The sequence below is a fragment of the Microcoleus sp. S13_C5 genome (genome assembly GCF_036700845.1).
GTDB lineage: Bacteria > Cyanobacteriota > Cyanobacteriia > Cyanobacteriales > Microcoleaceae > Microcoleus.
Genome location: NZ_JAUBPR010000066.1, coordinates 1 through 23,872, shown reverse-complemented (window position 1 = coordinate 23,872; position 23,872 = coordinate 1). Strand labels below are relative to the sequence as shown.

Annotated in this window: 19 protein-coding genes; 10 read left to right on the top strand and 9 right to left on the bottom strand. The window is 46.9% G+C overall.

Annotation, left to right across the window (positions count from 1 at the left end; all coding sequences use genetic code 11):
* The first annotated feature begins 4 nt into the window (after positions 1-4).
* Entirely contained in the window at positions 5-2,083 is a 2,079-nt protein-coding gene (locus QUA04_RS17765) for an abortive infection protein (RefSeq protein WP_333258744.1), read from the top strand.
* Positions 2,084-2,251: 168 nt separating this feature from the next.
* On the opposite strand, the gene QUA04_RS17760 is transcribed toward QUA04_RS17765, so the two are convergent.
* The 5 genes from QUA04_RS17760 to QUA04_RS17740 form a co-directional block, all read right to left on the bottom strand.
* Positions 2,252-3,424 carry a DUF4335 domain-containing protein gene (locus QUA04_RS17760; RefSeq protein ID WP_333258743.1) on the bottom strand — a complete coding sequence of 391 codons (1,173 nt, stop codon included), beginning with the start codon at positions 3,422-3,424 and terminating at the stop codon, positions 2,252-2,254.
* A 3-nt stretch (positions 3,425-3,427) separates the two neighbouring features.
* Positions 3,428-4,057 (bottom strand): DUF3038 domain-containing protein, encoded by a 630-nt coding sequence (locus QUA04_RS17755; protein WP_333258741.1) that lies wholly within the window; start codon positions 4,055-4,057, stop codon positions 3,428-3,430.
* 104 nt (positions 4,058-4,161) lie between these two features.
* Positions 4,162-4,326 carry a hypothetical protein gene (locus QUA04_RS17750; protein WP_333258740.1) on the bottom strand — a complete coding sequence of 55 codons (165 nt, stop codon included), beginning with the start codon at positions 4,324-4,326 and terminating at the stop codon, positions 4,162-4,164.
* 308 nt (positions 4,327-4,634) lie between these two features.
* Positions 4,635-5,171 (bottom strand): hypothetical protein, encoded by a 537-nt coding sequence (locus QUA04_RS17745; protein WP_333258738.1) that lies wholly within the window; start codon positions 5,169-5,171, stop codon positions 4,635-4,637.
* 91 nt (positions 5,172-5,262) lie between these two features.
* On the bottom strand, positions 5,263-7,464 hold the full coding sequence (locus tag QUA04_RS17740; RefSeq protein ID WP_333258736.1) for a cation:proton antiporter domain-containing protein: 2,202 nt from the start codon (positions 7,462-7,464) through the stop codon (positions 5,263-5,265).
* A 433-nt stretch (positions 7,465-7,897) separates the two neighbouring features.
* Here QUA04_RS17740 and rpsB point away from each other — a divergent pair, with 433 nt between their 5' ends.
* From rpsB to fusA, 5 genes are all read left to right on the top strand, one after another.
* Positions 7,898-8,728, top strand: coding sequence for a 30S ribosomal protein S2 (rpsB, locus tag QUA04_RS17735; protein ID WP_333258734.1), 831 nt, complete (start codon positions 7,898-7,900; stop codon positions 8,726-8,728).
* Between the two features lie 329 nt (positions 8,729-9,057).
* Positions 9,058-9,717, top strand: a complete 660-nt coding sequence (tsf, locus tag QUA04_RS17730) for a translation elongation factor Ts (protein WP_333142970.1) — start codon at positions 9,058-9,060, stop codon at positions 9,715-9,717.
* A 290-nt stretch (positions 9,718-10,007) separates the two neighbouring features.
* On the top strand, positions 10,008-10,940 hold the full coding sequence (locus QUA04_RS17725; protein ID WP_333258733.1) for a hypothetical protein: 933 nt from the start codon (positions 10,008-10,010) through the stop codon (positions 10,938-10,940).
* Between the two features lie 283 nt (positions 10,941-11,223).
* A complete protein-coding gene (gene recG, locus QUA04_RS17720) occupies positions 11,224-13,731 on the top strand; it encodes an ATP-dependent DNA helicase RecG (RefSeq protein ID WP_333258731.1) in 2,508 nt (835 codons plus the stop codon).
* A 543-nt stretch (positions 13,732-14,274) separates the two neighbouring features.
* On the top strand, positions 14,275-16,359 hold the full coding sequence (fusA, locus tag QUA04_RS17715; RefSeq protein WP_333258729.1) for an elongation factor G: 2,085 nt from the start codon (positions 14,275-14,277) through the stop codon (positions 16,357-16,359).
* Positions 16,360-16,480: 121 nt separating this feature from the next.
* Here the strand turns inward: fusA and QUA04_RS17710 are convergent, their stop codons facing one another.
* A complete protein-coding gene (locus tag QUA04_RS17710) occupies positions 16,481-17,602 on the bottom strand; it encodes an HNH endonuclease (protein ID WP_333258727.1) in 1,122 nt (373 codons plus the stop codon).
* Between the two features lie 216 nt (positions 17,603-17,818).
* Here QUA04_RS17710 and QUA04_RS17705 point away from each other — a divergent pair, with 216 nt between their 5' ends.
* Entirely contained in the window at positions 17,819-18,253 is a 435-nt protein-coding gene (locus tag QUA04_RS17705; protein ID WP_333213968.1) for a hypothetical protein, read from the top strand.
* Between the two features lie 123 nt (positions 18,254-18,376).
* On the opposite strand, the gene QUA04_RS17700 is transcribed toward QUA04_RS17705, so the two are convergent.
* Complete coding sequence (locus QUA04_RS17700; RefSeq protein WP_333258725.1) at positions 18,377-19,759, bottom strand: UDP-N-acetylmuramoyl-tripeptide--D-alanyl-D-alanine ligase; 1,383 nt, start codon at positions 19,757-19,759, stop codon at positions 18,377-18,379.
* Positions 19,760-20,165: 406 nt separating this feature from the next.
* On the opposite strand from QUA04_RS17700, the gene QUA04_RS17695 reads away from it, so the two are divergent.
* On the top strand, positions 20,166-21,446 hold the full coding sequence (locus tag QUA04_RS17695) for a hypothetical protein (protein ID WP_333258723.1): 1,281 nt from the start codon (positions 20,166-20,168) through the stop codon (positions 21,444-21,446).
* 287 nt (positions 21,447-21,733) lie between these two features.
* Entirely contained in the window at positions 21,734-22,063 is a 330-nt protein-coding gene (locus QUA04_RS17690) for an RNA recognition motif domain-containing protein (RefSeq protein WP_172192890.1), read from the top strand.
* A gap of 227 nt (positions 22,064-22,290) precedes the next feature.
* Here QUA04_RS17690 and clpS read toward each other — a convergent pair whose 3' ends face one another.
* Complete coding sequence (clpS, locus tag QUA04_RS17685) at positions 22,291-22,572, bottom strand: ATP-dependent Clp protease adapter ClpS (protein WP_190658451.1); 282 nt, start codon at positions 22,570-22,572, stop codon at positions 22,291-22,293.
* Between the two features lie 287 nt (positions 22,573-22,859).
* On the opposite strand from clpS, the gene QUA04_RS17680 reads away from it, so the two are divergent.
* Positions 22,860-23,456: a DUF3172 domain-containing protein gene (locus tag QUA04_RS17680; RefSeq protein WP_333131444.1), complete on the top strand. Its 597-nt coding sequence runs from the start codon at positions 22,860-22,862 to the stop codon at positions 23,454-23,456.
* A gap of 178 nt (positions 23,457-23,634) precedes the next feature.
* Here the strand turns inward: QUA04_RS17680 and QUA04_RS17675 are convergent, their stop codons facing one another.
* On the bottom strand, positions 23,635-23,793 hold the full coding sequence (locus QUA04_RS17675; RefSeq protein ID WP_333258721.1) for a hypothetical protein: 159 nt from the start codon (positions 23,791-23,793) through the stop codon (positions 23,635-23,637).
* Between the last annotated feature and the right edge of the window lie 79 nt (positions 23,794-23,872).

The following is a 23,872-nucleotide window of genomic DNA, read 5'->3' as shown; positions in this document are numbered from 1 at the left end:
TATTATGGCGGCATTTTCTTGGATATGGCCCACAATTATTTTACTTTCCGGTCAGTCTTTAGACCAATTGGTTTTGACCTTGGGGCTGATACTTTTGGCTGTTATTTCCGGCTTAACAGCTTTTATTTTTATTCGGATTTTCCTTAATTGGTTGCAGGCGAAATTGGAGACAAACCGCCATTTTTTTATACGGTCGTTCAAAAGAAAGGCTGGCAATTCACCCGCTAATATTTCAGAACCGGACAAGATTTTTTTAGAGCCCCAATTCGTAGAAAGTGAGGGCAATTTAACGGCGGCTATTTTTAGAGAAGGAAGCGGTATTTCAGAAGCGCGGGAGCCGGAGATAATCTGCGAAAATTCAGCAGCAGTTGCCTATCTCTACAAGCCGATCGCTCTTTGGCACGGGCGCTTAATTTTGCCATCAAAGGAAGAGCGCCAGCCCTACGGTACAGTGTTTTTTGAAGTAATAAATGCACCAAAAAAATATAAAAACTTTATTGGCAAAACAGCATTTTTGAAATGGAGTACAAATCGCGAAGTACAGTTTTTTGTCCACGCAGTCAGTCAAGATATAAACTTCACACAACAAACTCAAAAAAGTAAAAAATCTGGCAATATCCATCCAGATAGATTGAACGGCTGGCGAAATGTCGGCCCTTTAGAAACTCTAGCAGGTAGCCGACTTGAAGACAGTGTGACTGTTATGCTACGCAGGCCGGTGATTGCGATTCATTATAGCAGCAGCGATCGCCAGGAACTCACGATCGATCGCGAACCGGTACAAATTATCGGACGTTTGTGCGCCTTAGTATCAATTTTACAGCGAAAAGAACCCGACAGCGACAAATTTATTGTCCGGCATTTCAACAAAACATCTCAACAATTTGACGGCGCAGCCGAAATCATTCGGATTCCACAAGTACAGCCAGACAAAAACGGCGTAGCGAGGTCTACCAATCACCTGATCGAACAATCGCCCTTAAATCCAGATGGCTGGTACATTTACGGCGAAAGAGACGCAGACAGTATGTTTGTAGTGCAGGCAATCGAACCCCGCAAAATTGCCCAATTAACACCAGATGAAACACATTTCGGTCTGAAAAAATCTCTCGCTTATTTAAGCAACAAAAATTGGGAAAATACACCAGCACAAAAAGGGCAATCAAAAATAGTATTGTTAACCCCAAATGATGCTACAGAAAATGCTTCAATCTCTCCTTGGCAAGAAGGAGATATCGGGATAGTGATTCACAGTTTCGGGGGTATCGGTGGCAAAAAAGGCGAACGGCCACCGCTGGGAATTGTCACCGGACATTTTGCTTTCGGAGTAGCAAAAGTAGTACGCGATCGCTTTACCAGCGAACTGCGTTTTGACATAGAATACAAACAAGTTTACGCCCACAATCCCGACGGAATTGTTGCCGGTTCCAGCAAATGGCAAAGCTACATGGGAGACTTGCAGCGCGGCTGGTTGGGCGATCGCCCGGTTTGCGATATTATCTGTAAATTAGATTGCGTGTGTTGTGACTACGATTTTGGCGGCCTCACCTTGTCGCCTTTAACCGAACTAAACCAGCAACTAGATATCATGATGGCCCGCTACCGCAGCGGAGACGGCACCGGCGCAAGTTTAGTCACGCCAGCAACTTCTTGCGTGCAAGATTCAAGTCAGGCAATTTACGCGACAATTAAAAAAATTACTTCCGAAATAGAGTCAAATCCTCAGATTCAAGACTGGTTGAAAACACATCCCACCGACGCACAAACCCAAAGGTTTCACCAGTTAGTAGCTTTAGGAGAGAGTTTAGAAAAAGTATTAATGCCCCTCGGCATTGTCCGTCCAGATTGGCAGAAAAATGCAAGATTGGCGGGGATTGATGCGGAACTGAAAAAAACCTTTTTTGTCGGTATAGTGAACCTGATAAAAGCTGCTATTAGTTACCGAACAATGCTGCCCAGACGCACCCAAGATGAAATAGCCAAAATTTTCTTAAAACAGGGAGCATTTTTGTGGATAATTCGCACAAATCAAGTCGGAGGGTTTGACCCAGACATTGAGCCGATCGCACCGACAGGGCTTTGAATCAGCAATCGGTTTGTAGATGATTCGGCGATTGAAATCGCTACTAGAAAAACCAAGTCTGCCTCCGCAGACTAAGAGATTGAAGGAGCATTTAAGCGGGATTTGGTATCAGTCAACAGTCAACAGTCAACCGTTAACAGTTAACCGTTAACAGTCAACCATCAACCATTACCAAGGAGTGACTTGAACACTGCCGTCGGGTGCAAAAACTACTCGGAAATCAGCCAGCGATTCTGCAGGTGGCCTGCTGCCAACCGGCTTGTAAAGCAACTCCGACAACGGCGTTTCGGCTCGATCGACTGCTGCCGAATTTTCCGATTTGTAACCGACAATCGCCCCGTCTTTAGCCACACTCACCCGATAAACCAACTCTGCATCAACCGGACGCCGATTCTTCACAACTCCGTCAATTTGCTGGGAAAGTTTGCCCTTCAACAGCTCAATTTCCCCTGGATCGGTAATTGGCACGGGTGCTGCTTCAGGGCTTGCCAAACCTTCAGCAACAGGACTGGGCGTGCTTTCCGGCGAAGTGCTCGACTGCGGTGTGGCGCTAGGTGAAGCGTCCGGCTGCGGCGCGGGGCTCGGAGTCGGCGAAATCGATTCAGCGTTCGGAGTTTGAGTCCCAGATCGCAAACCGTTAGCGGGGGGCGTGGGATTTGGATTAGGCGAACCTGATCCGCCCGGATTCGGCGTCCCCTGATTCTGGCCCGCTGGATTGGGCTGCGGCACCGGATCTCTCTGGCGCTGGACTTCCGGCACCGGCACCAAGAAAAACGCCATCGCAGCCAAAGCCAAACTCGACACCCCCACGACAGCAGGCAAACTCCGCTTCGCCAAAGGTTCGGCCGACTTGATGTAACGCCTGGAAATTGGGGTTAATTGCAGCGACAATTCCGGCAGCGTCTGCGTGTCGGCAAAAAACTGATCGATCGCCTCTACCAAGTCAAATAGCTGTACCGTCGTCAAATCAACTTTGGCCGACAGTTCTGTTTTTTGATCGATTTGGGTTGGGCTACCTGTGGAGGCGGATAGAACGGTCAACCGATGCAAATTCCCGTCAATTCTGTGCAACTGCACCATACCCAAATTCGGGCCGTAGCGATCGGGATAATGCACTCCGCTCATAAATTCTTGAGCGTAGCTGCTGACGGCCCTCACCAAGCTTTCAAAAAAGTCTCGTCCCCCGCTTAGGGGCTCGCCGAGACCGTTCACATAGCATTCAGCGCTCATTAGTATAGAAAGCACCGGCCGTATATCTAACTGGCTGGCTGCCGATCCATCGCTCAACCCTTCTAGAACGAGGGTGCAATTGGGCAGACTGTACTGACGCCTAATAGTCATTTTTTATTCAACTTCTCCATCAAACAAGCTTACCCAGAAGCGCTGCATTCCGGCTGTGCCTGTACAAAATAGCAGTTTGCTCAACAAGTTCAAAGCTAGTTCGTTGAGCTTGTCGTCGGAATCGTAAGCTGCCACTAGCGATCGCTTGGGGTTCATGCGCGATCGAAAGTGAGCTCGAAAGCGTTCTAAATACTCGGCCAGCGGCAAATTCTGGTTGAGGGGGATATTTCTCGATCGCAACTGCTGCGAGTCTAGCAGCAACTGCCGAATTGTGGCGGTTAACTTACGCGCCATATTACAAGCGATCGCCACCAGCGCTTTTGCCTCCACAATCGTAAGGGAGCGGCGCTGGGCATAGCGTCTCAGCGGGTTAGTATTACGCATCAGCCAAAGGGCAACCCGATTTTTGATAATTGATTCCAATTCCAGGTCCTTTGACACTGCCAGCATTTCTTCAGCACCTCCGAGATACAAGGCTTCGATCGCCAGCAACATCAAGTCAATTTGCAATCTGGCCCGGCGGGGACACCCACCACCGTTCGGCGGCGACAAGTCTGGCAAACTGTCTAAAATCAACGGGTTTGACTGGGTAAGCGAAGTTTCTGACGGCATTAATATCACGGCAACATCCATTCCAAACAAACTATACGGGCACGGGGGGTCTTGAGCAAGACAAATTCTCAACCAAGAACTTCTCTGGGATACTTTATTTTTATCATTAACTTTTAGGTATATTTTCAATTTAGCAGCAACCGACCGTCGTGGGCGAGTTCCGGTGGCGGGAGTTCGATCGCCCACTCCCCCACCCCCGCCGCCGCTTTGTGATTCCTTGCTTCGCCAGGGGTGAAGGGAAGAGTCAATCGATTTGAGATTTGAGATTTGAGATTAAAGAATTGAAGCATTGACCCAGCCCAAAAACGGATACAAGCCCCCGGCAGGAGTCGTGGAAAAATTAAAATTTTAGACCCTAGTTCAAGCTCCCAGATTTATCTGTGGGGTAAATCTCAAATCTCAAATCTCAAATCTCAAATCTCAAATCTCAAATCTCAAATCGACTGACCCCACGGATAAATTCGGGGGGCAAGTTTCATCGGATACAGGTTTTTTATTTCTGGACGGATGAATCCGGGGGCTTGTATTCTGAATGCTTTCGGTCAGAAAGCGACAAAGAATTACCTATTTCCCCTTTCTTATTCTCTATGGGGATCAATCAATGTTCATGCTTTTGGGGTTGCACCGCCGCTTCTCTTTGAGCTGTAAAATCAGTAGCCGCGGCCTTATCAGTTAGACTAATTTTTCCCTTGAGGCTTTCTTGCTCCACAATTCCGCGCATTTTAACAGAACTGTTTTGATCGGTTGCGGTGGAGTCGCTGCAACCAGCTAAATTAGGAACCGCACCCGACAAGTTCAATCCTTGAGTTTCCCACTTACCAAATAGAGAAGGTTTTTCCTCGGCTGTTTTTTCCCTGCCCTGCCTGCTGCCCAAGCGCAAATTACCGCTCAAATAAACACCTGACTGCTCGATTGTCAAGACCAACGAATCAGATTTCAGACATTCGGGCAAACTTTTAGGATCGAAGCGATAATTTCCCGCAATTGCCGGAGGAGCCTTTAAATTTGTTTCCCCATAAGCAGTTACTATTTTAAAAAGTACCGCAACAAAGGCGATAGAAACACCATAGAATGTTAACATTTTGACGTTAAGCTGAGGCATAATCTTGGTAATTGGTAATTGGGCATTGGGCATTGGGCATTGGGTATTGGGTCTTTTATATTTGGTAATAGGTATTTGGTAGCAACTCACAAATAACCCATAACAAATAACCCATAACTACTGACTAATGACCGAGTACCGAAGCCAAGTGCGATCGCACTTTAACGTAACATCGCGTAATCAGCAGCGAAGAATGACACTGCACAGCTAATTCATCAGTATACCGTCCCAAAGTTTGGCGCTCAATTCCCCACTCCCGACTCGTACCTGCAATAGTCAAATCAGCATTAGCAGAAGCAGCAATCACCGCTTGAATTGGCTCAGCAGCCTCCACAATCGGAGTTTCAATCCGCGATCGCACCTCAACCGGCAACTGCTCCATCACTCGCTGAAACTCGTAACTCAACTCGTTTCCAGCTTCCCCGTCAACCGCCACCCGCAGCACCGTCAAACGGCGTTCCTCGCTATTAACTAACAGTCTCAGCGCCAATTCTAAACCCAAATCATCGTGAATGTTGGCCGCGTAAGGTACTAACAAGTTATTCAACGTTTCCCGGCCTCTGTCTACAAAAATTGCTACATCCACCTTAGCGTTGCTGAGAATTTGACCGACACGTCCTCCCAAACGGTTGCTGCTAAAAGTAGGTCTGTGCCATCCTACTAAAATTAAATCCGCGCGATCGAGTTCCGCAATTTGCGCTGTTTCCCGCGCCACATCCTTAGTAATCCGAATGATGGGATGCACTAATTTTTTCGCCTGCGGCAATTCCAAACTCTCAATCAATTCTGATAATTTAGAGTGGCGTTCTTGGATAATGCGATCGGCTTCCGCAGGCGTACTTTGAAAGACATAATCCTGATTTAATTCTATCAAACTTAGAGGATGAACCGCCGCCGACTGTAAATCATTACCACCCATACCAGCGGCCGGCTGTGCCAGCGCTACCGCTAGTTGCAGCAAACCTTTCTGCGTGCTGGGATTGGCAACAGGCACTAAAATTCGATAAGTTGGCAGCAATTTTTTAGCAGTTTCGTCGCTGCTGCCAGCAATTGGTGAATCTTCTAAGTCTGAATCCTCAGAGTTAACTTCTGAAATATCTAAGCGAATTAACCGTTTTGGATAAGTCCACTCCAACAGCGGTGAAGTCATAAAAGTTGTCACTAAAGCCATGATGACTAACATCGTAAATAGCAGCGGCGAAATTACGCCCAGGGAAAGACCGATATTTAGCACAATTAGTTCAGTCAAACCGCGAGTATTCATCAGCCATCCCAGGGCTGAAGCTTCGCGGTTGTTAATGCCACAAACTCTCGCCGCCACGTAAGTGCCGACGTATTTGCCGACAATAGCCACTCCCAAAACTGCGGCGCACAGCAGCCACAATTCGGGACTGTTGAGCAAGCCGATTTGAGTCCGCAACCCACTATAAGCAAAAAATATTGGCAGCAGAAATATTAGTACAAAGTCTTCGGTTTTTTCTGCTAATTCTCTGGTTAATCCCGCATTTTTAGGCATAGCAGTACCCAGCAAAAATGCACCGAAAATTAAATGAATGCCGATCCATTCAGTAATTAAGGCAGAAGCTACAACTCCCATGTAAATGCCGGAGAGCAATAACTGTGTTAATCTGCCCGTGCGGTTGTACTGTTTGGAAAGTCGCTGCAAGAACCAACGGACTACAGTCAGCATGAAACCGATGTAAATTAAAGACTCAATAATTGTCGGCAAAGCACCGATCATCGAATTAGTACGAGTAACTGCGATCGCCACTGCTAACAAGCACCAAGCTGTTACGTCATCTACCGCAGCGCAAGTCAAGGCCAGCGTCCCCAATTTTGTATTCTGCAAGTTGTGCTCTGTAATAATTCTTGCCAGCACCGGAAAAGCCGTAATTGACATCGCAGCGCCCAAAAACAACGCAAAGGCGGTAAAGGAAACGCTATTATTTGAAACGATGGGATACAGCAGCAGCGCTAGCAAGCTTCCCAGGGAAAACGGCACTAGAATGCTGACGTGGGAAGTTAAAATCGCTATATCTAAATTGCTTTTGAGATACTTGGGATTCAGTTCCAAACCAATCAAAAACATGAAAAATATTAGCCCCACCTCAGATAGCACGTTGAGGAAGGGAACGGCTTCTGCTGGAAAAAGTGCTGTTGCTAAATCTGGTGCAACTAAGCCAAACAGAGAAGGCCCAAGCATAATTCCTGCTACAATTTCTCCAATGACTTGAGGTTGTTTGATCGCTCGAAATCCTAAACCTACAAGTCTCGAAAGTGCGATGACAATTAGAACTTCAAGCAGAACGAGAATGGGTATGGGCATGGCGTTTTTAGCTTGGGGATTTTTGCGGATGGAGAGGGCGATGTACTAAAGCTGACTGAATTGCCGATCGAAAAAAATGGATAAGCTCGATCGAAGGTAAAAGGCACAAGAGGCGCACCAACAACGCCATTCTCTCACAAGCGAACAAAGGTTTTTGCCACATCCCACCTAGATTTTTCGTTTTTAAGAAGCGCTTGTGAGTAACTTTAACCGCAGCGTGCACACCCCGCACCCAACCCGCCCATTAAATCTCACATTGGGGTGGCAAGCCAACTCTACGGATATTAGATTGTCAGAAAAAGTAGCGCGCTCTGTGATAAACTAGAAAAGTTGTTTAAATTCGCACATCCGGGTTTTCGGGTGTTTCGAGGGCGCAAACCTTCAGAAATACGACCGGGTGGAGGATTAACCCGAATCAGGAGTTAAAAATACAATGCCAGTAGTCAGTTTGGCTCAAATGTTAGAGTCAGGGGTTCACTTCGGACACCAAACCCGTCGGTGGAACCCGAAAATGTCTCCCTACATTTTTACAGAGCGCAACGGGGTTCACATCATCGACCTCGTGCAAACCGCTCAGCTTATGGAAGACGCCTACGAATACATGAGAGTTGCCTCAGAAAAAGGCAAAAAGTTTTTGTTCGTGGGTACGAAGCGCCAAGCTGCAGGGATTGTAGCCCAAGAAGCTCAACGCTGCGGTGCTTATTACGTCAACCAGCGCTGGCTGGGGGGAATGCTCACCAACTGGACGACGATTAAGTCCCGCGTGGAGCGCCTCAAGGATTTGGAGCGCCGCGAGGAAATCGGCGCCCTCGATTTGCTGCCGAAAAAAGAAGCTTCGGTACTGCGCCGAGAAATGGCAAAACTCCAGAAATATCTGGGCGGGATTAAATCTATGCGGAAGATTCCCGACGGAGTGGTGCTGGTAGACCAACGCCGCGAGTATAATGCGGTGTTGGAATGCCAAAAGTTGGGAATTCCGATCGTCTCTCTGTTGGATACCAACTGCGACCCGGATTTGGTTGACATTGCGATTCCGGCGAATGACGATGCTATTCGATCGATCAAGCTGATTGTCGGCAAGTTGGCTGATGCCATCTACGAAGGTCGTCACGGTCAGCAGGGCGGCGACTCTGATGAAGACTACGACTACGAAGGTGGTTACGAAGGCGGTGAATATGATGTCGAAATCGAAGAATTGGATGACCCCGATTATGTAGATCCCGACGACGCCGCTGAGGCCGAGGGCGAAGAAACCGAGAGCTAGTATGGCCCTCGGAATCTGACACCAGGAAATTAAAAATTAAAGATTGAAAATTAAAAATAATTATTATTTTTAGTTGGATATTTTTAATTTTTAATTGTACATAGCACGAGTCTAAGTCATTAGTAGAGCTCTGGCAAAAGCATTCATTGTGTCAGGGCCAGAATTAATTCTGGCGCTACACCTACAAAGTCGGTACTAATATCGACTGGGTATTTCTTCACTCTGGTCTAATCATTAACATTAAAATTAGTGAATAATGACTGATGACTAATGACTGATGACTGATGACTAATGACTAATAACTAATTTTGATTGGGAACTTAAAGAAGATGGCGGACATATCTGCAAAACTTGTTAAAGAACTGCGCGAAAAAACTGGCGCGGGCATGATGGACTGCAAAAAAGCCCTCGTTGAAAACGAAGGCAATATGGAAACATCCATTGAGTGGCTGCGGAAAAAAGGTCTGGCTTCGGCAGGTAAAAAAGGTGGACGAGTTGCCTCAGAAGGGCTTGTAGGCAGCTACATTCACACGGGCGGCCGCGTCGGTGTGCTGGTGGAAGTTAACTGCGAAACAGATTTTGTGGCACGTCGGGAAGAATTCCAAAAGTTGGTGCGGGATATTGCGATGCAAATTGCAGCTTGCCCGAATGTGGAATACGTGAAAGTTGAAGATATCCCCGCCGAAGTTGTCGAAAGAGAAAAGGCAATTGAAATGGGCAAAGATGACTTGGGCAACAAGCCGGAAAACATCAAAGAAAAGATTGTTCTAGGGCGGATTGAAAAGCGCATGAAAGAGTTATCTTTGATGGATCAGCCTTTTATTAAAGATCAGAATATCTCGGTGGAAGAGTTGGTGAAACAAACGATCGCCCAAATTGGAGAGAATGTCCAAGTGCGCCGCTTCGTGCGTTTTGTCTTGGGCGAAGGCATTGAAAAGGTAGAAGCTAACTTTGCCGATGAAGTGGCAGCCCAAATGGGTGCTCAATAATTCCAAATTAAGATTTAGAATTAAAAATTAAAAATGTGAAAAATCAATTTTTTGCATTTTTAATTTTTAATTTTTACAGGACTTATGGACAGACTATATTTGTAGTGTGGGCACTGCAAACCTTACTACTACAGACAGCGTAAAAATGGAAAACTTGCGTAATATCAAATCCGTTAGCATCGGAATAGTAAATTAGAGTTCACTGTTGACGGTTCACGGCATCAACAGTCAACATCATTCCGGTGTAACCGGAAATGATATAAGTCCTATTTTAATTTTATACGAGAGATATGGTGCGACCAAGAGAGCGAATAGAGCAAGATTTGGCAGGACTCGAAGAGGCTTTAGCAGCCTTGACTTTGGAGTTTCGCAGTACCTACGAAGGTTATTTAACTGCGTTGGGACAAGCGGTGCGGCAGCAGTTAATTTTGGCTTGCTATCACCTTTGCACTCAAGCAGTACCGGAGTCGTTTCTCAAGTTGTCCTTCGATGGGCGGCAAAAAATGCAGCAGTCTGTAAGGCGTTTGGCTGCGGTGTCGGACGAAAAATTGCGATCGCTGGTGAGTGAATCAGAAGCAGAGGAAGAAATAGAGGAAGAGGAAGAAGAAGAAGAAGACGAAGACGAAGACGAAGACGACTTCGACAAAGACGAAGAGGAAGACGAAGAAGACGACAAGGAAGAAGACGAAAAAGAAAAAAACCAAGTTTCCGCCATTAACTATCTATTTTCATTGGCAAATTATCAATTGCCAAATGCCAATTCCCCGGAAAGTTTGGCACGCTGGCAAAATAGTATTGAAAAGTCGATCGCCCATATACTCAAGCTGCTTTCTCGCGACACCAACCGCTTGCTGCAACAGTCGGGAATCTTGCCGAGTCAATTGCCAGAACCGGTTCTAGAAGCTGCTTCTCAAGCTGAATCCTCCGGCGATAGTGTTGCCGGGCCACCTAACTTATTAAACTTAATCATTGAAACTGATGCCTCATCAGCATCGCGAAAATTGGCAGAAACCTTGGGTAGTAGGGCGCTGCATATTACAGCGATTAAACTGCGGCTGTCAGAAATAGAGTTTGCCGATGCGGCAACCTCGGCTTGGCGCCAGCAAATTCGTAACCTGTCTGTAAAGTTGAACTCGCTGGGCCGCGATTACCAGAAAAAGCAGCGGGAACTCGCTGTGGTGGAGGCTGAGTCGGCTTGGCGATCGAGTTGGTTTGAAGATTAGTCAGTTGACAGTTGACAGTTGTCAGTTGACAGTTGACAGTTGTCAGTTGACAGTTGACAGTTGACAGTTGACAGTTGACAGTTGTCAGTTGTCAGTTGTCAGTTGTCAGTTGACAGTTGACAGTTGACAGTTGTCAGTTGTCAGTTGACAGTTGTCAGTTGACAGTTGTCGGGAATTCTTGAGCTATGATTAATAACTAATGACTAACGACTAATGACTAATGACTAATGACCAATGACCAATGACTAATGACTAATGACTAATGACTAATAACTAATGACTGATGACTAATAATCAACCCGAATGGCAGCGATTGCAAAAAGCTCTTTCAGTAGAAGCCGATCGCGGATTTAACGACATCCAAGGCAGTCAATACCGCTTCAGCGAGTTTCTGGGCCTGAGTTTGAGACAGTTGGCAGGTTCGGTGGCGGCTTCGGCGCGCGATCGAGCTAGACAACTAGCCGCTGAATTTGACATCTACCCTCAGAAGGATCTCGAACAGCGCCAGCATTCGATCGCCATTACGGTCAGTTTTCTCCGACAAATGGAGCAAGTTTGGGAACAAGAAACTCGCCACCAGCCAGAACAAGTAGCACAAGTCAGACCCGCTAACGCTTCTGAACCAACCGCCCCAGCAGTTTCCGTTCCCCGAACAGCACCCCTGAGTACAGCAGCCGCACCACCAAGCCTGACTCTTGACCAACAGTTAACCCGCGTCACCGGCATCGGCCCCGCCAACGGCAACCGCTTAGCTAAACTGGGTTTATACACTGTATATGACTTGCTTTACTACTATCCCCGCAATCACATCGACTATGCAAAGCAAGTACAAATTCGCGAGCTAGTAGCCGGGGAAACTGTCACTTTAATCGCTGAAGTAAAGCGCTGCAATTGCTTTTCTAGTCCGAAAAATAAGAAGTTAACAATATTAGAAGTAATTTTAAAAGACCGCACCGGAGAAATAAAAATTAGTCGTTTTTTTGCAGGCCCTCGCTACAGTAATCGCGGTTGGCAAGAATTCAAAAAGCGCGAGTATTGTACTGGTGCGGTGCTGGCAGCTTCGGGGTTGGTGAAGCAGGGTAAATATGGAATTACTTTAGAAAACCCTGAGTTAGAAGTATTAGACGACTCCGACGGTGCGATCGAATCAATGAAAGTCGGCCGCCTGATACCAGTTTATCCGCTGACGGAGGGGGTGGATGCTGGTTCGGTGAGGCGATCGATTTTGGCTGCAATGCCGGCGGCGAAAATGTTGCCAGAATCGCTACCAGAAGATTTGCGCGAGCGTTACGGTTTAATGGGTTTAGCCGATGCCGTGACTAATATTCACTTTCCGCTCGATCGAGATTGTTTGGCAGCCGCCCGCCGCCGCTTAGTTTTTGACGAATTTTTCTACCTGCAATTAGGACTTTTAAAGCGTCGCCAAACCCAAAGGAAAGCTCAAGCTAGTGCAGTCATCATTCCTAGTGGCAAATTGATCGAACATTTTTATGAAATCTTGCCTTTTGCCTTGACTAATGCTCAGGAAAGAGTAATTAACGACATCCTCAACGATTTAGCTTCGTCGCAACCGATGAACAGATTAGTGCAAGGCGATGTCGGTGCTGGGAAAACAGTAGTCGCCGTAGTGGCCATGCTAGCAGCAATTCAATCCGGCTATCAAGCCGCTTTAATGGCGCCGACAGAAGTTTTAGCAGAACAGCACTACCGCAAATTGGTAGGTTGGTTTAACTTGATGCACTTGTCTGTCGAACTGTTAACTGGTTCAACAAAAGTAGCAAAACGCCGGGAAATTCACAGCCAGTTAGAAACCGGAGAATTGCCTGTTTTAGTGGGAACTCACGCGCTGATTCAAGATACGGTGAATTTCCATAAATTGGGTTTGGCGGTAATTGACGAACAGCACAGATTCGGTGTGCACCAGCGCGCTAAATTGCAGCAAAAAGGCGAAGCTCCCCACGTTTTGACGATGACGGCAACTCCCATTCCCCGGACGCTGGCGCTGACGCTGCACGGGGATTTAGATGTGAGTCAAATTGATGAACTTCCCCCCGGTAGGCAGGCGATTCAAACAACTGTACTTTCTGCCAAAGAACGCATCCAAGCTTACGATTTGATTCGGCGGGAAGTGGCGAGCGGGCGTCAAGTTTATGTGGTGCTGCCGCTGGTGGAGGAGTCGGAAAAGTTGGACGTGCGATCGGCAATTGAGGAAAAAGAAAAACTAGAAAAAAGTGTATTCCCTGAGTTTAAGGTGGGTTTGCTCCACGGTAGGATGAGCAGCGCTGACAAAGATGAGGCAATTACTAAGTTCCGAGACAAAGAAACGGATATTTTAGTATCTACTACTGTGGTCGAGGTGGGAGTAGACGTGCCGAATGCAACGGTAATGCTGATTGAAAATTCTGAGCGTTTTGGACTGTCGCAACTGCATCAGTTGCGGGGTAGAGTCGGTCGGGGCAGCAACCGTTCTTATTGTTTGTTAATGCCCGGTTCCAAAAGTGCAGAAGCTATGCAGAGAATGAAGGTTCTAGAACAATCTCAAGATGGCTTTTTTATTGCGGAAATGGACATGAGATTGCGCGGGCCGGGTCAGGTTTTGGGAACTCGGCAGTCGGGTTTGCCAGATTTTGCTTTGGCGAGTTTGGTGGAGGATCAGGAGGTTTTGGAGTTGGCGAGGGCGGCGGCTCAAATGGTAATTGATAATGATGAAAGTTTGAATCAATGGCCGGTGGTGCGGGATGAATTGGAGCGGAGATATCAACGAATGATGAGTGGGTCGATTTTGACTTAGATCGTTTTGGACGCAGCAACGGGGTTTTTAATAATATTTTGTAGTGGTCGGTTAAGCGAATATCTATCAAAGTCGGCTGTTTATTGCTGCCAAACCAGCCCTCTCCCCGTAGGGCGGTTTATTTGCCTTTGCCTATTTAATGTCAGAAACCAGGTTTCTTGCCACAAAGTCACGTAAAATCATACTTTTTTTGTCAAGAAACCCAGTTTATACGGTTTTGCTGAGAATGGTGCAAAATATCAGGTTGAGCGAAGCGTCAAAAACACGCATTTGTTGGGTAGGAGTGCCTCAACCCAACCTACTTTCGGAGACGATTTTTCCTTTGGTCTAGGGTATTTTTATGCGTTGTCAGGCTTGGGGCACTTATTAAACCAAGAATCCTTCGCAGGAATGACGAGAAAGTGTCAAAATTAAGATAGTTCTGCCAGAAACAGGGGAAAGGAAATCTAGCCTGTACTGGCGCCTAAGGCAACATTGATTCCTCGCTGGTTACGCTTGCAGGTGGTCGCCGACGGTTCGTCGCATTTAATCTCAACAGTAATTATGAAAGATCTCACTCGTTATCGAAATATCGGCATCTTCGCCCACGTAGATGCTGGCAAGACCACCACAACAGAAAGAATCCTGAAACTTACAGGTAAAATCCACAAAATAGGTGAAGTTCACGAAGGCGCGGCGACTACTGACTTCATGGAACAGGAGCAAGAGCGCGGGATTACGATTCAGTCCGCTGCTACCACCTGCTTCTGGAACGAGCATCAGCTCAACATCATCGATACTCCGGGACACGTCGATTTTACGATCGAGGTGTACCGTTCGCTGAAGGTGCTCGATGGTGGCATCGGTGTGTTCTGCGGTTCGGGTGGAGTTGAACCGCAATCTGAAACCAACTGGCGCTACGCTAACGATTCCAAAGTGGCTCGCGTCATCTATATCAACAAGCTCGATCGCACCGGTGCAGATTTTTACCGCGTTGTCAAGCAAGTTGATAAAATCCTCGCAGCTAAACCGATGGTGATGGTATTGCCGATCGGCATAGAAGAAAAGTTTTGCGGCGTAGTCGATTTGCTGACCCGCAAAGCCTGGATCTGGGATGATTCCGGCGATCCGATGAACTATGAAATTAAAGATGTGCCCGCCGATATGGTCAATGATGTCGAAACTTGGCGCGAACAGTTGATCGAACTGGCCGTCGAGCAAGACGACACTCTGATGGAACAATATCTCGAAGGCAACGAACCCAGCATCGACGACCTCAAGCGCTGTATTCGCAAAGGTACTCGCGATCGGGCATTTTTCCCCACCTACTGCGGCTCATCGTTTAAAAACAAAGGCGTGCAGTTGGTTCTCGATGCCGTAGTTGACTACCTGCCAAACCCGATGGAAGTCACACCGCAGCCAGAAGTCGATCTCGAGGGCGAGGAAACCGGCGAGTTTGCGCTCGTCGATCCCAACAGGCCATTGCGGGCACTCGCGTTTAAGATCATGGACGATCGCTACGGTGCTCTAACCTTCACGCGCCTGTACTCCGGTACTCTGTCCAAGGGCGACACCGTACTCAACACCGCCACAGGCAAGACCGAGCGCATCAGCCGTTTGGTGGAAATGCACGCCAACTCGCGCGAAGAAATTGAATCCGCGCAAGCAGGGGACATTGTGGCGATCGTCGGCATGAAAAACGTCCGCACCGGACACACCATCTGCGACCCCAAAAATCCCGCCACCCTAGAGCCGATGGTATTCCCCGATCCCGTTATTTCGATTTCGGTCAAACCGAAACAAAAAGGCGCGGAAGAAAAAATGGGAGCAGCCCTCACCAAGATGGTGCAAGAAGACCCATCCTTCCACATGGTGACGGATCAAGAAAGCGGCGAAATGATTCTCAAGGGGATGGGCGAGTTACACCTCGACATCAAAGTAGACATTCTCAAGCGCACCCACGGCATCGAAGTAGAAGTCGGCGAACCGCAGGTAGCCTACCGCGAGTCGATTACCAAGCGCCTCGAAGACGATTACACCCACAAAAAGCAATCAGGTGGTTCCGGTCAATTCGCCAAAATCGGCTACGTGATCGAGCCTGGTGAGCCTGGAAGTGGCTTCATATTTGAGTCAAAAGTGACTGGTGGTAGTGTACCCAGAGAATATTGGCCAGCCGTCGAAAAAGGCTTTGAAAGCTGCATCGACAAAGGCGTTTTGGCTGGATTCCCTTGCTTGGACTTGAAATTCACGCTTCTAGAAGGCGGTTTCCACCCCGTTGACTCGTCAGCAATGGCCTTTGAAATTGCTGCCAAAGCGGCTTATCGGCAGTCTTTGCCGAAAGCTGGGCCTCAGTTGCTCGAACCGATTATGAATGTCGATGTATTCACTCCAGATGATTACATGGGCGACGTGATCGGCGACCTCAACCGCCGCCGGGGGATGATGAAATCTCAGGAGACAGGACAAACAGGAGCGCGGATCAAGGCAGATGTGCCGTTGAGCGAAATGTTTGGTTACATTAGCGATTTGCGTACTATGACATCTGGGCGCGGCCAGTTCTCAATGTCTTTCTCGCACTATGCTCCTTGTCCGAGCAACATCGCTGAAGAAGTGATCAAGGCTGCAAAAGAACGTCAAGCTGCGAAGTAGTGCATTTGACTCCTGGTAGGTGCTATCGGGAGTCAAACAGAAAAATTAGATCCCCGCTTTTTGAAGAAATCGGGGATCTAATTTTTGTAAACTATCGGTTAGAATAAGTCAACAAAACATATTAGATAGTAGAATCACGAGCAGACTTCAACAACATCTTGATTTGTTCAAGACTTAATGGTGGTGAACTACGATGAATCATAGCGTGACAATTTGGGCAAACAGGACGCAAATCTTTTATAGGATCAATTTCATACTCTTCTGCAATCTCTGAAAGGGGTCGTAGATGATGAACATGAATGAAACCTTTTCCCAGTTCCCCAAAAGCTCTGCCAAAATCGAAATCACAAATATAGCAACTTGAACCGTAATAATCAATACATTTTTGCCGAGCTTTAGGCTCTCGTTCATAGGCGTTGACTGAAACTTGCCGTACTGCCCCCTCACGAAATGTTTGTACTGAATCTACTTCATCAGGAAAGAATCTAGTAGTAGTTACAGATTCCTGAATCTGAAGCGGACTTTGCCAATCCCGCAAACATTTTAGGTAGTCCTCAAAACGGTCTTCCTCACCAAGAAACACATTTATTGCAGCACGAAAGATAGCAAAGAGTGTGACAAAGTTATCAATCACTGGCTGAGCTGCATCTAGGTCTTTAATAGGAATAACTAGGGATGGACTTTGAATATAAGTACCTTTCCCATCTCGTTCAGGAACTAATTGCAGCTTGTTAATGAATTCATCATACTCTAAATTTTCATCTTCTTCCGGTTCAATAGTTTCAGAGTAAACTTCATATTTACCCTGCTCCCAAATCCGAGTAACATCTTCCAAATGCTTCTTCAGGACTTGGACAATCGGATTGCTTTCTAGCCCTCTTAATCCAAAAAAGTGCACAGACAAACTATCAGAAGTACACTCGAACCTCTGTTGGAAATACCAACTTTTTCCTTTTATAGCCAAGCCAGCGGTTGCTACTTTGACGGCCTTGGTTTTCTTGGCTCCAGGTCGATGGGCTGGTGTAGTCGTTATTCGGCAATGTGAGAGTACATCTGTGCCATAAACTTGGTGAATTAGGCCACAAGCTTGTTCAATGAGAACCTTAAGCTTAGGGACAAGTAATTCTTGTAGCTTATCAGCACGCTCTCGATCGTCCTCGACTGAGAAGAGATATTGTTCAGCAGATCCTATGAGTGGCAAGTCAACGATTTGTGACAATCCGGTCTCCTCCACTGAATTCATATCTGCTCTCCGACATTACAAGTCCAACGAAAACTAATCGATATTTTAGCTTTTTTTCGACATATCCTGAAATAGGTCATGCTTCCCCGGCTCCTAAAACTTCTGCTGTGGTGAGTTTCAGCCTTGTAGGGTGCGTCAGTTAGAATACTTACTGGACAAGGGAAACGCTTATGGACTGACGCACCCTACTATCGTCTTTTAAATGCCGAACAGCTTATGACTCAAATAAATCCCGATCGCACTGCTGGTACAATTGCGATCGACGTTTGCGCTCAATCAAACGGGCAGTATCTTTGTCAGATATCGTCATCTCTGAGCGATCGCCCTGACGATACCATGAATTTTTACGGACAAACGAAAGAACACGCGATCGCGATCGCCCTGGAACATTTAGCCGACGAGTATCGCGAGAAAGCCGAAGAATCTCAGAATATAGATTCGCTTGCCGTGGAAATTTCAGATTCTGGAGAACCAATTAATAAATATTATCATGTGATTGTACACTACGAAGAAATTTCGGAAGCCGAATCTAAGTTTGAGGCAGTACACAATACAATGATAGGAAATACGATAGTTGAGAATGCCAGAATTGCAGCCATTGAGATTGCTCCAGATATCGAAATCGAGCCGTTAGAGCGATCGGGATATTGAACCCTCGGGACTTAGGTGCAGATGGGCATCTTACCCTACGCATCAGCGATCGAAACGTGAGTTTGAGGCGACGATCGACTAGAAGCGCTCGCATAATTTCAAATCCCCAAAATTTCTTTTCTATTACTCCCCCGCAAAATCTGCCCTAAACTTCTCCACAACTCGATTCAACTCAACTGAATGAGAAGCTTTAAATAAAATCCGATCGCCCTTTTCGACAAATCCCAACAACCGCTTTGCTAAATCTTTCCGCCCATCCTTGGCTGTAATATCTCCTATCTCCACAAAAGGCAAACCCGCCGCACCCGCGGCCATCGCCGCTGCTTCCTCAAAATCAGCAAAAACAAACAAAGCATCCAGATTCAACTCTCGCGCCGCCCTTCCCACTTGTCGGTGAAATTCGATCGCCCTTTCGCCCAATTCCTTCATCGTTCCCAACACCGCAATCCGGCGCTTTCCAGGAGTATCTGCTAACAGTCTCAGGGCCGCCAACATCGACTCCAAACCCGCATTGTAAGTCTCATCCAGAATCATAATATCATCGGGCAAATCGTAGCGGCGCGCCCTTCCATCCGGTAACTGCACAGACAAACCTTGCTTTAAAACTTCCCAATCAATACCTAACACTTTTCCTACCGCCAAAGCCGCCAAATAATTTACAGCATTGTGCCGTCCGGGCAGCGGCAGCGGCAATTCTATACCATCTATAAGTATTGTATCATGGTTGAGCAATTCTCCGCCCAAATCCCCGCCTTCTAAACCGTAACTTAAAGTTTTTCCCTGCCAAACTTCGCTCGCAGTTTCTATTAATCTGTCACAATCGTGATTGAGAATAGCAATGCTATCAGCAGGCATTTCGGCTAACAGTTCGCACTTAGCTTGGGCGATCGCCTCTTCGGAACCCAATCGCCCAATATGCGCCGTTCCTACATTAGTAATTACCGCAACAGTAGGACGAGCAATTTGCGACAGTAGCGCAATTTCGCCACTGCCGCGCATACCCATTTCAATTACAGCATAATTGTGTGCGGGTGAAAGCTCCAACAGAGTTTTTGGTACTCCAATTTCATTGTTGTAGTTATATTGAGTTTTAAGAACATTTCCCTTCGTTGACAACACGGCCGCAATTAACTCTTTAACAGTAGTTTTACCGACAGAACCAGTAACAGCAACTATAGGTATACTGAATTGGTCGCGCCACCAGCGAGCGATCGACTGATAAGCTTTTAAAGTATCGTCAACGCGCAACAGCGGAAAATTCGGCAGTTCCTGTTGCCAATCTCGATCGACAATCGCTGCTATCGCCCCCAAATCCCGAGCTTTTGCCACAAATTGATGACCGTCAAAATTGTCTCCCCGCAGCGCCAAAAATACTTCGCCCCCCTCAAGAGTGCGCGTATCTGTGGCAATACCTGTCCCTAAATCTGTCAAAACGCCCTCAGACACAGCAGGCAAAGGTACAGTTAAAATTTCAGCAAGTTGGGCGATACTTACGCGACAAACCATAACCAGCACTCACATTTCAAATAATTATTTTCACAGCTAATTCTACCTCGCCCAACCTCAAATTTAACTGACAGCGGGCTGCGGATCAGGATTGACCTTGATCATCCTAATACTAAATCGTCTGCCCACCAAGAAATTATTCCGTACCCACACAATCTTTACCAATACTTTACAAAGTCGATGGTGATTTAAGGCCTTGCTAATTACCAACAATTTATGTCATGCTGGTGTTGATAAATAGTTTAACTAAGCAAAAATATCGATCGGCTTAAGCTGCTGAGAGCTTCTACCCATAAGCCTCATCCGGCGAGAAGCTCGGTTGACTCAATTATTGGGATTCATTGGTCAATTCATCAAGCTAATAGCGCTGAAAGCTCCTGCCCCAGCCTCGGAGGGTTAATCCACAGTGAACGACTACAACAGACAAAGCCACGAAGAAGAACAGCTACTTTACAAGCACTGGCTGGAGTTGGTACAACGAGAGCAGCCGGCCGAACTCATCAGCCGCTTTCGCACTTTGTTTATCCAGGGTACCGGATATCCCGATCGCTCCGTCGCCGACGCACTCGAAAAAATAGCACGCTCAGAACACGCTGAACAAGAATTCAAATACATCCTCAACCGCTGCTGCCACATCCTGATCAACCGCTGGCAAACTTACCCCAGCAAGCAAGCCGCCATCCCTGAATTGATCGCTGTGTTTGAAGAAGCGCCCAAAATATTATTTGGATACAATCGATCGGGGGGGCGAGGCTCCATCCCTAAATTAGTAAATCAATTTATCGAAAGCGAACAGTACCTCACCCTCAAACGCTTAGCCAAAGTCATAACTCACAGCAATGAAGATAGCAGCAACAGCAAAACCCCTGCTAGCCTTGCCCTCGGTACCTTAATTCCCCGTTACCCTTACCTCTACAAACACTGCCTCCTGAGCGACGACAGTACCTACGAACAACAAAAAATCATTAAAAAAATCCAAGCTCAAAAGCAGCAGCAATTTGAGATCAACCTCTCACAATATGTCGCTCACCAAGTGAGGAAATCCCAAATAGCGCGTCGGGAAACCTCCATTTCCTTCGGCCGGAATATACAGCTTATAAAAAATCCCACCCTGTTGACCGACCCGGAACTATTCTTTGCCCTCAAGCAATTTGTCGGAAAAGTAGAAGGAGCCGATACCTACAGACAGCTAGCGGGCCGTTTCACGGCGAACGCCAGCACAAATCAGTCCTACCGCTCCTTTAAAGACGACTTGTACGAATACCTGATTTCTTCTGTCACCGATGAGCGCTACGGCAAACGTCTCTTTAACGAAAAATTGTATAAGCAACTACAAAATACCCTGCCCCACAGCGATGATCAGAAGTTTAATGAATTTTTAATGATCAGAACTTGCAGCCAGCTATTGAACTTTTTAGTAGTAGAGAGTCCTGTGCGGCCCAATCACTTTGTCTTCATCGACCTGATCTCAAACCTCGGGCCGACCCAAACCACAGGTTTGCTGCTGAAAATCGTACTAATTTGCGGCAAAGTCAAGCCCTACCTAGAAAAGCGACTGGCAATTTTGTTCGGTCACTACGAATGCAGTACCCGAGAAGGCGTAGTGTGGTTAGTCAAAGCCCTGGAAAACGTAAACCTAGCTTTGAGTACCAACTTTGGCAAGGTGGATGTATCTTTCCTGCGGTGAGAGCGGGCGGCATAACTTTCTCTGCTTCCACTGCCGGGAAAACATCACACCGATCAACCAGGTTTCTGAATACCCTAAAAGTTTTACCTTTAATTAGAACAACTTAATTAACTCCTGAAACCTACTCAAAAGACGCTATTCTATGTTAAAGTACCAAGTGTGAATCAGATTCAGTTGCAGGCTTTGTTCATTGCTACAGAATTGTCTAAAAACTTGCCCTTCTGTATCGGCAGGGGACTCTCCGAAACTGAAATCTTCGCACTGTCTAAATTTTGGAGTTATTCCTCATGTCGATATACGTCGGTAACTTATCCTACCAAGTTACCCAAGAAGACATCACCACCGTCTTCGCCGAATACGGAACCGTTAAGCGAGTACATCTACCTACCGACAGAGAAACCAGTCGCCCCCGCGGCTTCGGTTTTGTAGAAATGTCCACAGATGCAGAAGAAGATGCAGCCATTAGTGCTCTCGACGGAGCAGAGTGGATGGGTCGCGACCTCAAAGTTAACAAAGCTAAGCCCCGCGAAGATGAAGGTCGGGGTGGTGGCAACCGGGGCGGCGGCGGTCCTGGAAAATTTGCTCGCGGAGGAGGCGGTGGCGGAGGACGTTATTAATTTCCTCTGATAAAGATTTGAGATTGGAGAGTTGAAATTGGCGCGAGAGCTCACCTAGCTCCGAACCACTTCCGGCCGTTCCGAAAAACCTATGCTCTTCAAATTTCCATATCTACCGGATTAAATATACCAAAAAGCCAAGGGCCTAACCCTTGGCTTTTTGGTATGAGAGTTGACGGTATGAGTCTCAAACCGACTGGGTGAATCCCTTGCACTACCGTCAGCTTCTAATCGTCAGGTTCGATTGTGCTGCTCAATCCGTGATTATTGAGCGTTTCAGCGTAAAACTCAGCGTGTTCGAGAGCGCAAACAATCACCAATCCCATCCCGTTAGTATGGGCTTCCATCATCACATTTACCGCCTGTGGCTGAGTCAGACTCGGTACCGTCGCCATCAAAGTCTGCACCACGTACTCCATAGGATTGAAATCATCATTGTGCAGCAGAACGCGGTAGCGCGGTGCAAGCTTGCGAACTGTGGAAGGCTTTTGAATAATTTCGACAGACACTAATCTATACCTCCTGACTTGTAAAATGTTAAAATTTGTCAACAATCTTGAGCCGGATTCCTCCGCTGTGCAAGACTATCTCACTTTCAGCTATTTTATTGAAATCTGAAAATTCAGACAAGGCAGCCCCTTGGTCAATCGCGAGCTGTGAACCCAACACCAAACCCACAGGCGGTGTCCTGGGCCCTCCGCAACCACCTTCCTAGCGCCATAATATTAGAAAGGCGAGATCGGTTAAAAATAACAAACTACTACCTGTTGAGTCTCCAGAACTGAGGGAACCTTATATGAAACGCAAACCTAAATCCTACAACGACGACAGATTCAGCGGTGACCCATCCCGGGGAGATGAAGACTCCGGCTCATTTGGCGGACAGTCGCGGCGTCAACCTCAGTCCGGTAAACCCTCTTTCCTCAATTCCGCCACCCTAGGGATTTTAACAGCCGTCTTTATTCTGGGAATTGGGATTGGCATTGCCTTTAGCTCCACCGCTACCATTAGCCCAGAGAACGTAGCCTCCCGTGAATTTATCGATCGCAGCGCCCCGAACCCAGAACTTTGCGTGCAGTTTGGAGCAAGCGCGATGGTGACAGATATGCGTCTCTACGTCACCCTCAACCCCTTCAACGTCTACATCTCGCAGCCGAGTATGCGCCCCGGATGCGTTTTGCGAACCAATAACTGGGCAATTCTGGAACAAAGAAAACTCATCAGCCAAAACCAAGTGCGAGAGTGCAAAAATCGCATGAACACTTTTGGCTTCACCGGCCCCCTAGAAGCTCAACCCGAAATTAACTGTATTTACCAAAACGACGGCGCTAAAAACCTGTTCCTCAACCAACCGGGTTCGATAGCTCCAACCACTGAAGGTCAAAATTTCTAAATCGCCGATATAGCGGTTTTCAGTTGAGTCAATTATAGATAGGGGGTAGGACTTAGGCTTTGCCTAAGTCCTTACTTTATTTCATACAATGGAAAACTGCTCTCAGAAAATATTGAACTAAGAGGTTCGAGGGAAGAAAAAAGTCTTCCTTCTTCCCTCGAACCTCTTCATTCTTGCTTCAAAAACCGAACTGCGGCAAATCTTCGGTTAACTGAACTTGCAAAATTTGGCCGGGTTGAATCGTAGCAGGTTGAGGAGCAGCCACGTAAGTTGTAGCAGCACCAGCGGCTGCTCCGGCCAGCAAACCGATACCGGAAAAGCCACTCAGCAAGAACACAGCTAACGGGACTTAAACATAAAATACGATAAAAATAGGTTATAATGCTTACATAGCAAGCATATAACGTTAAAAAATG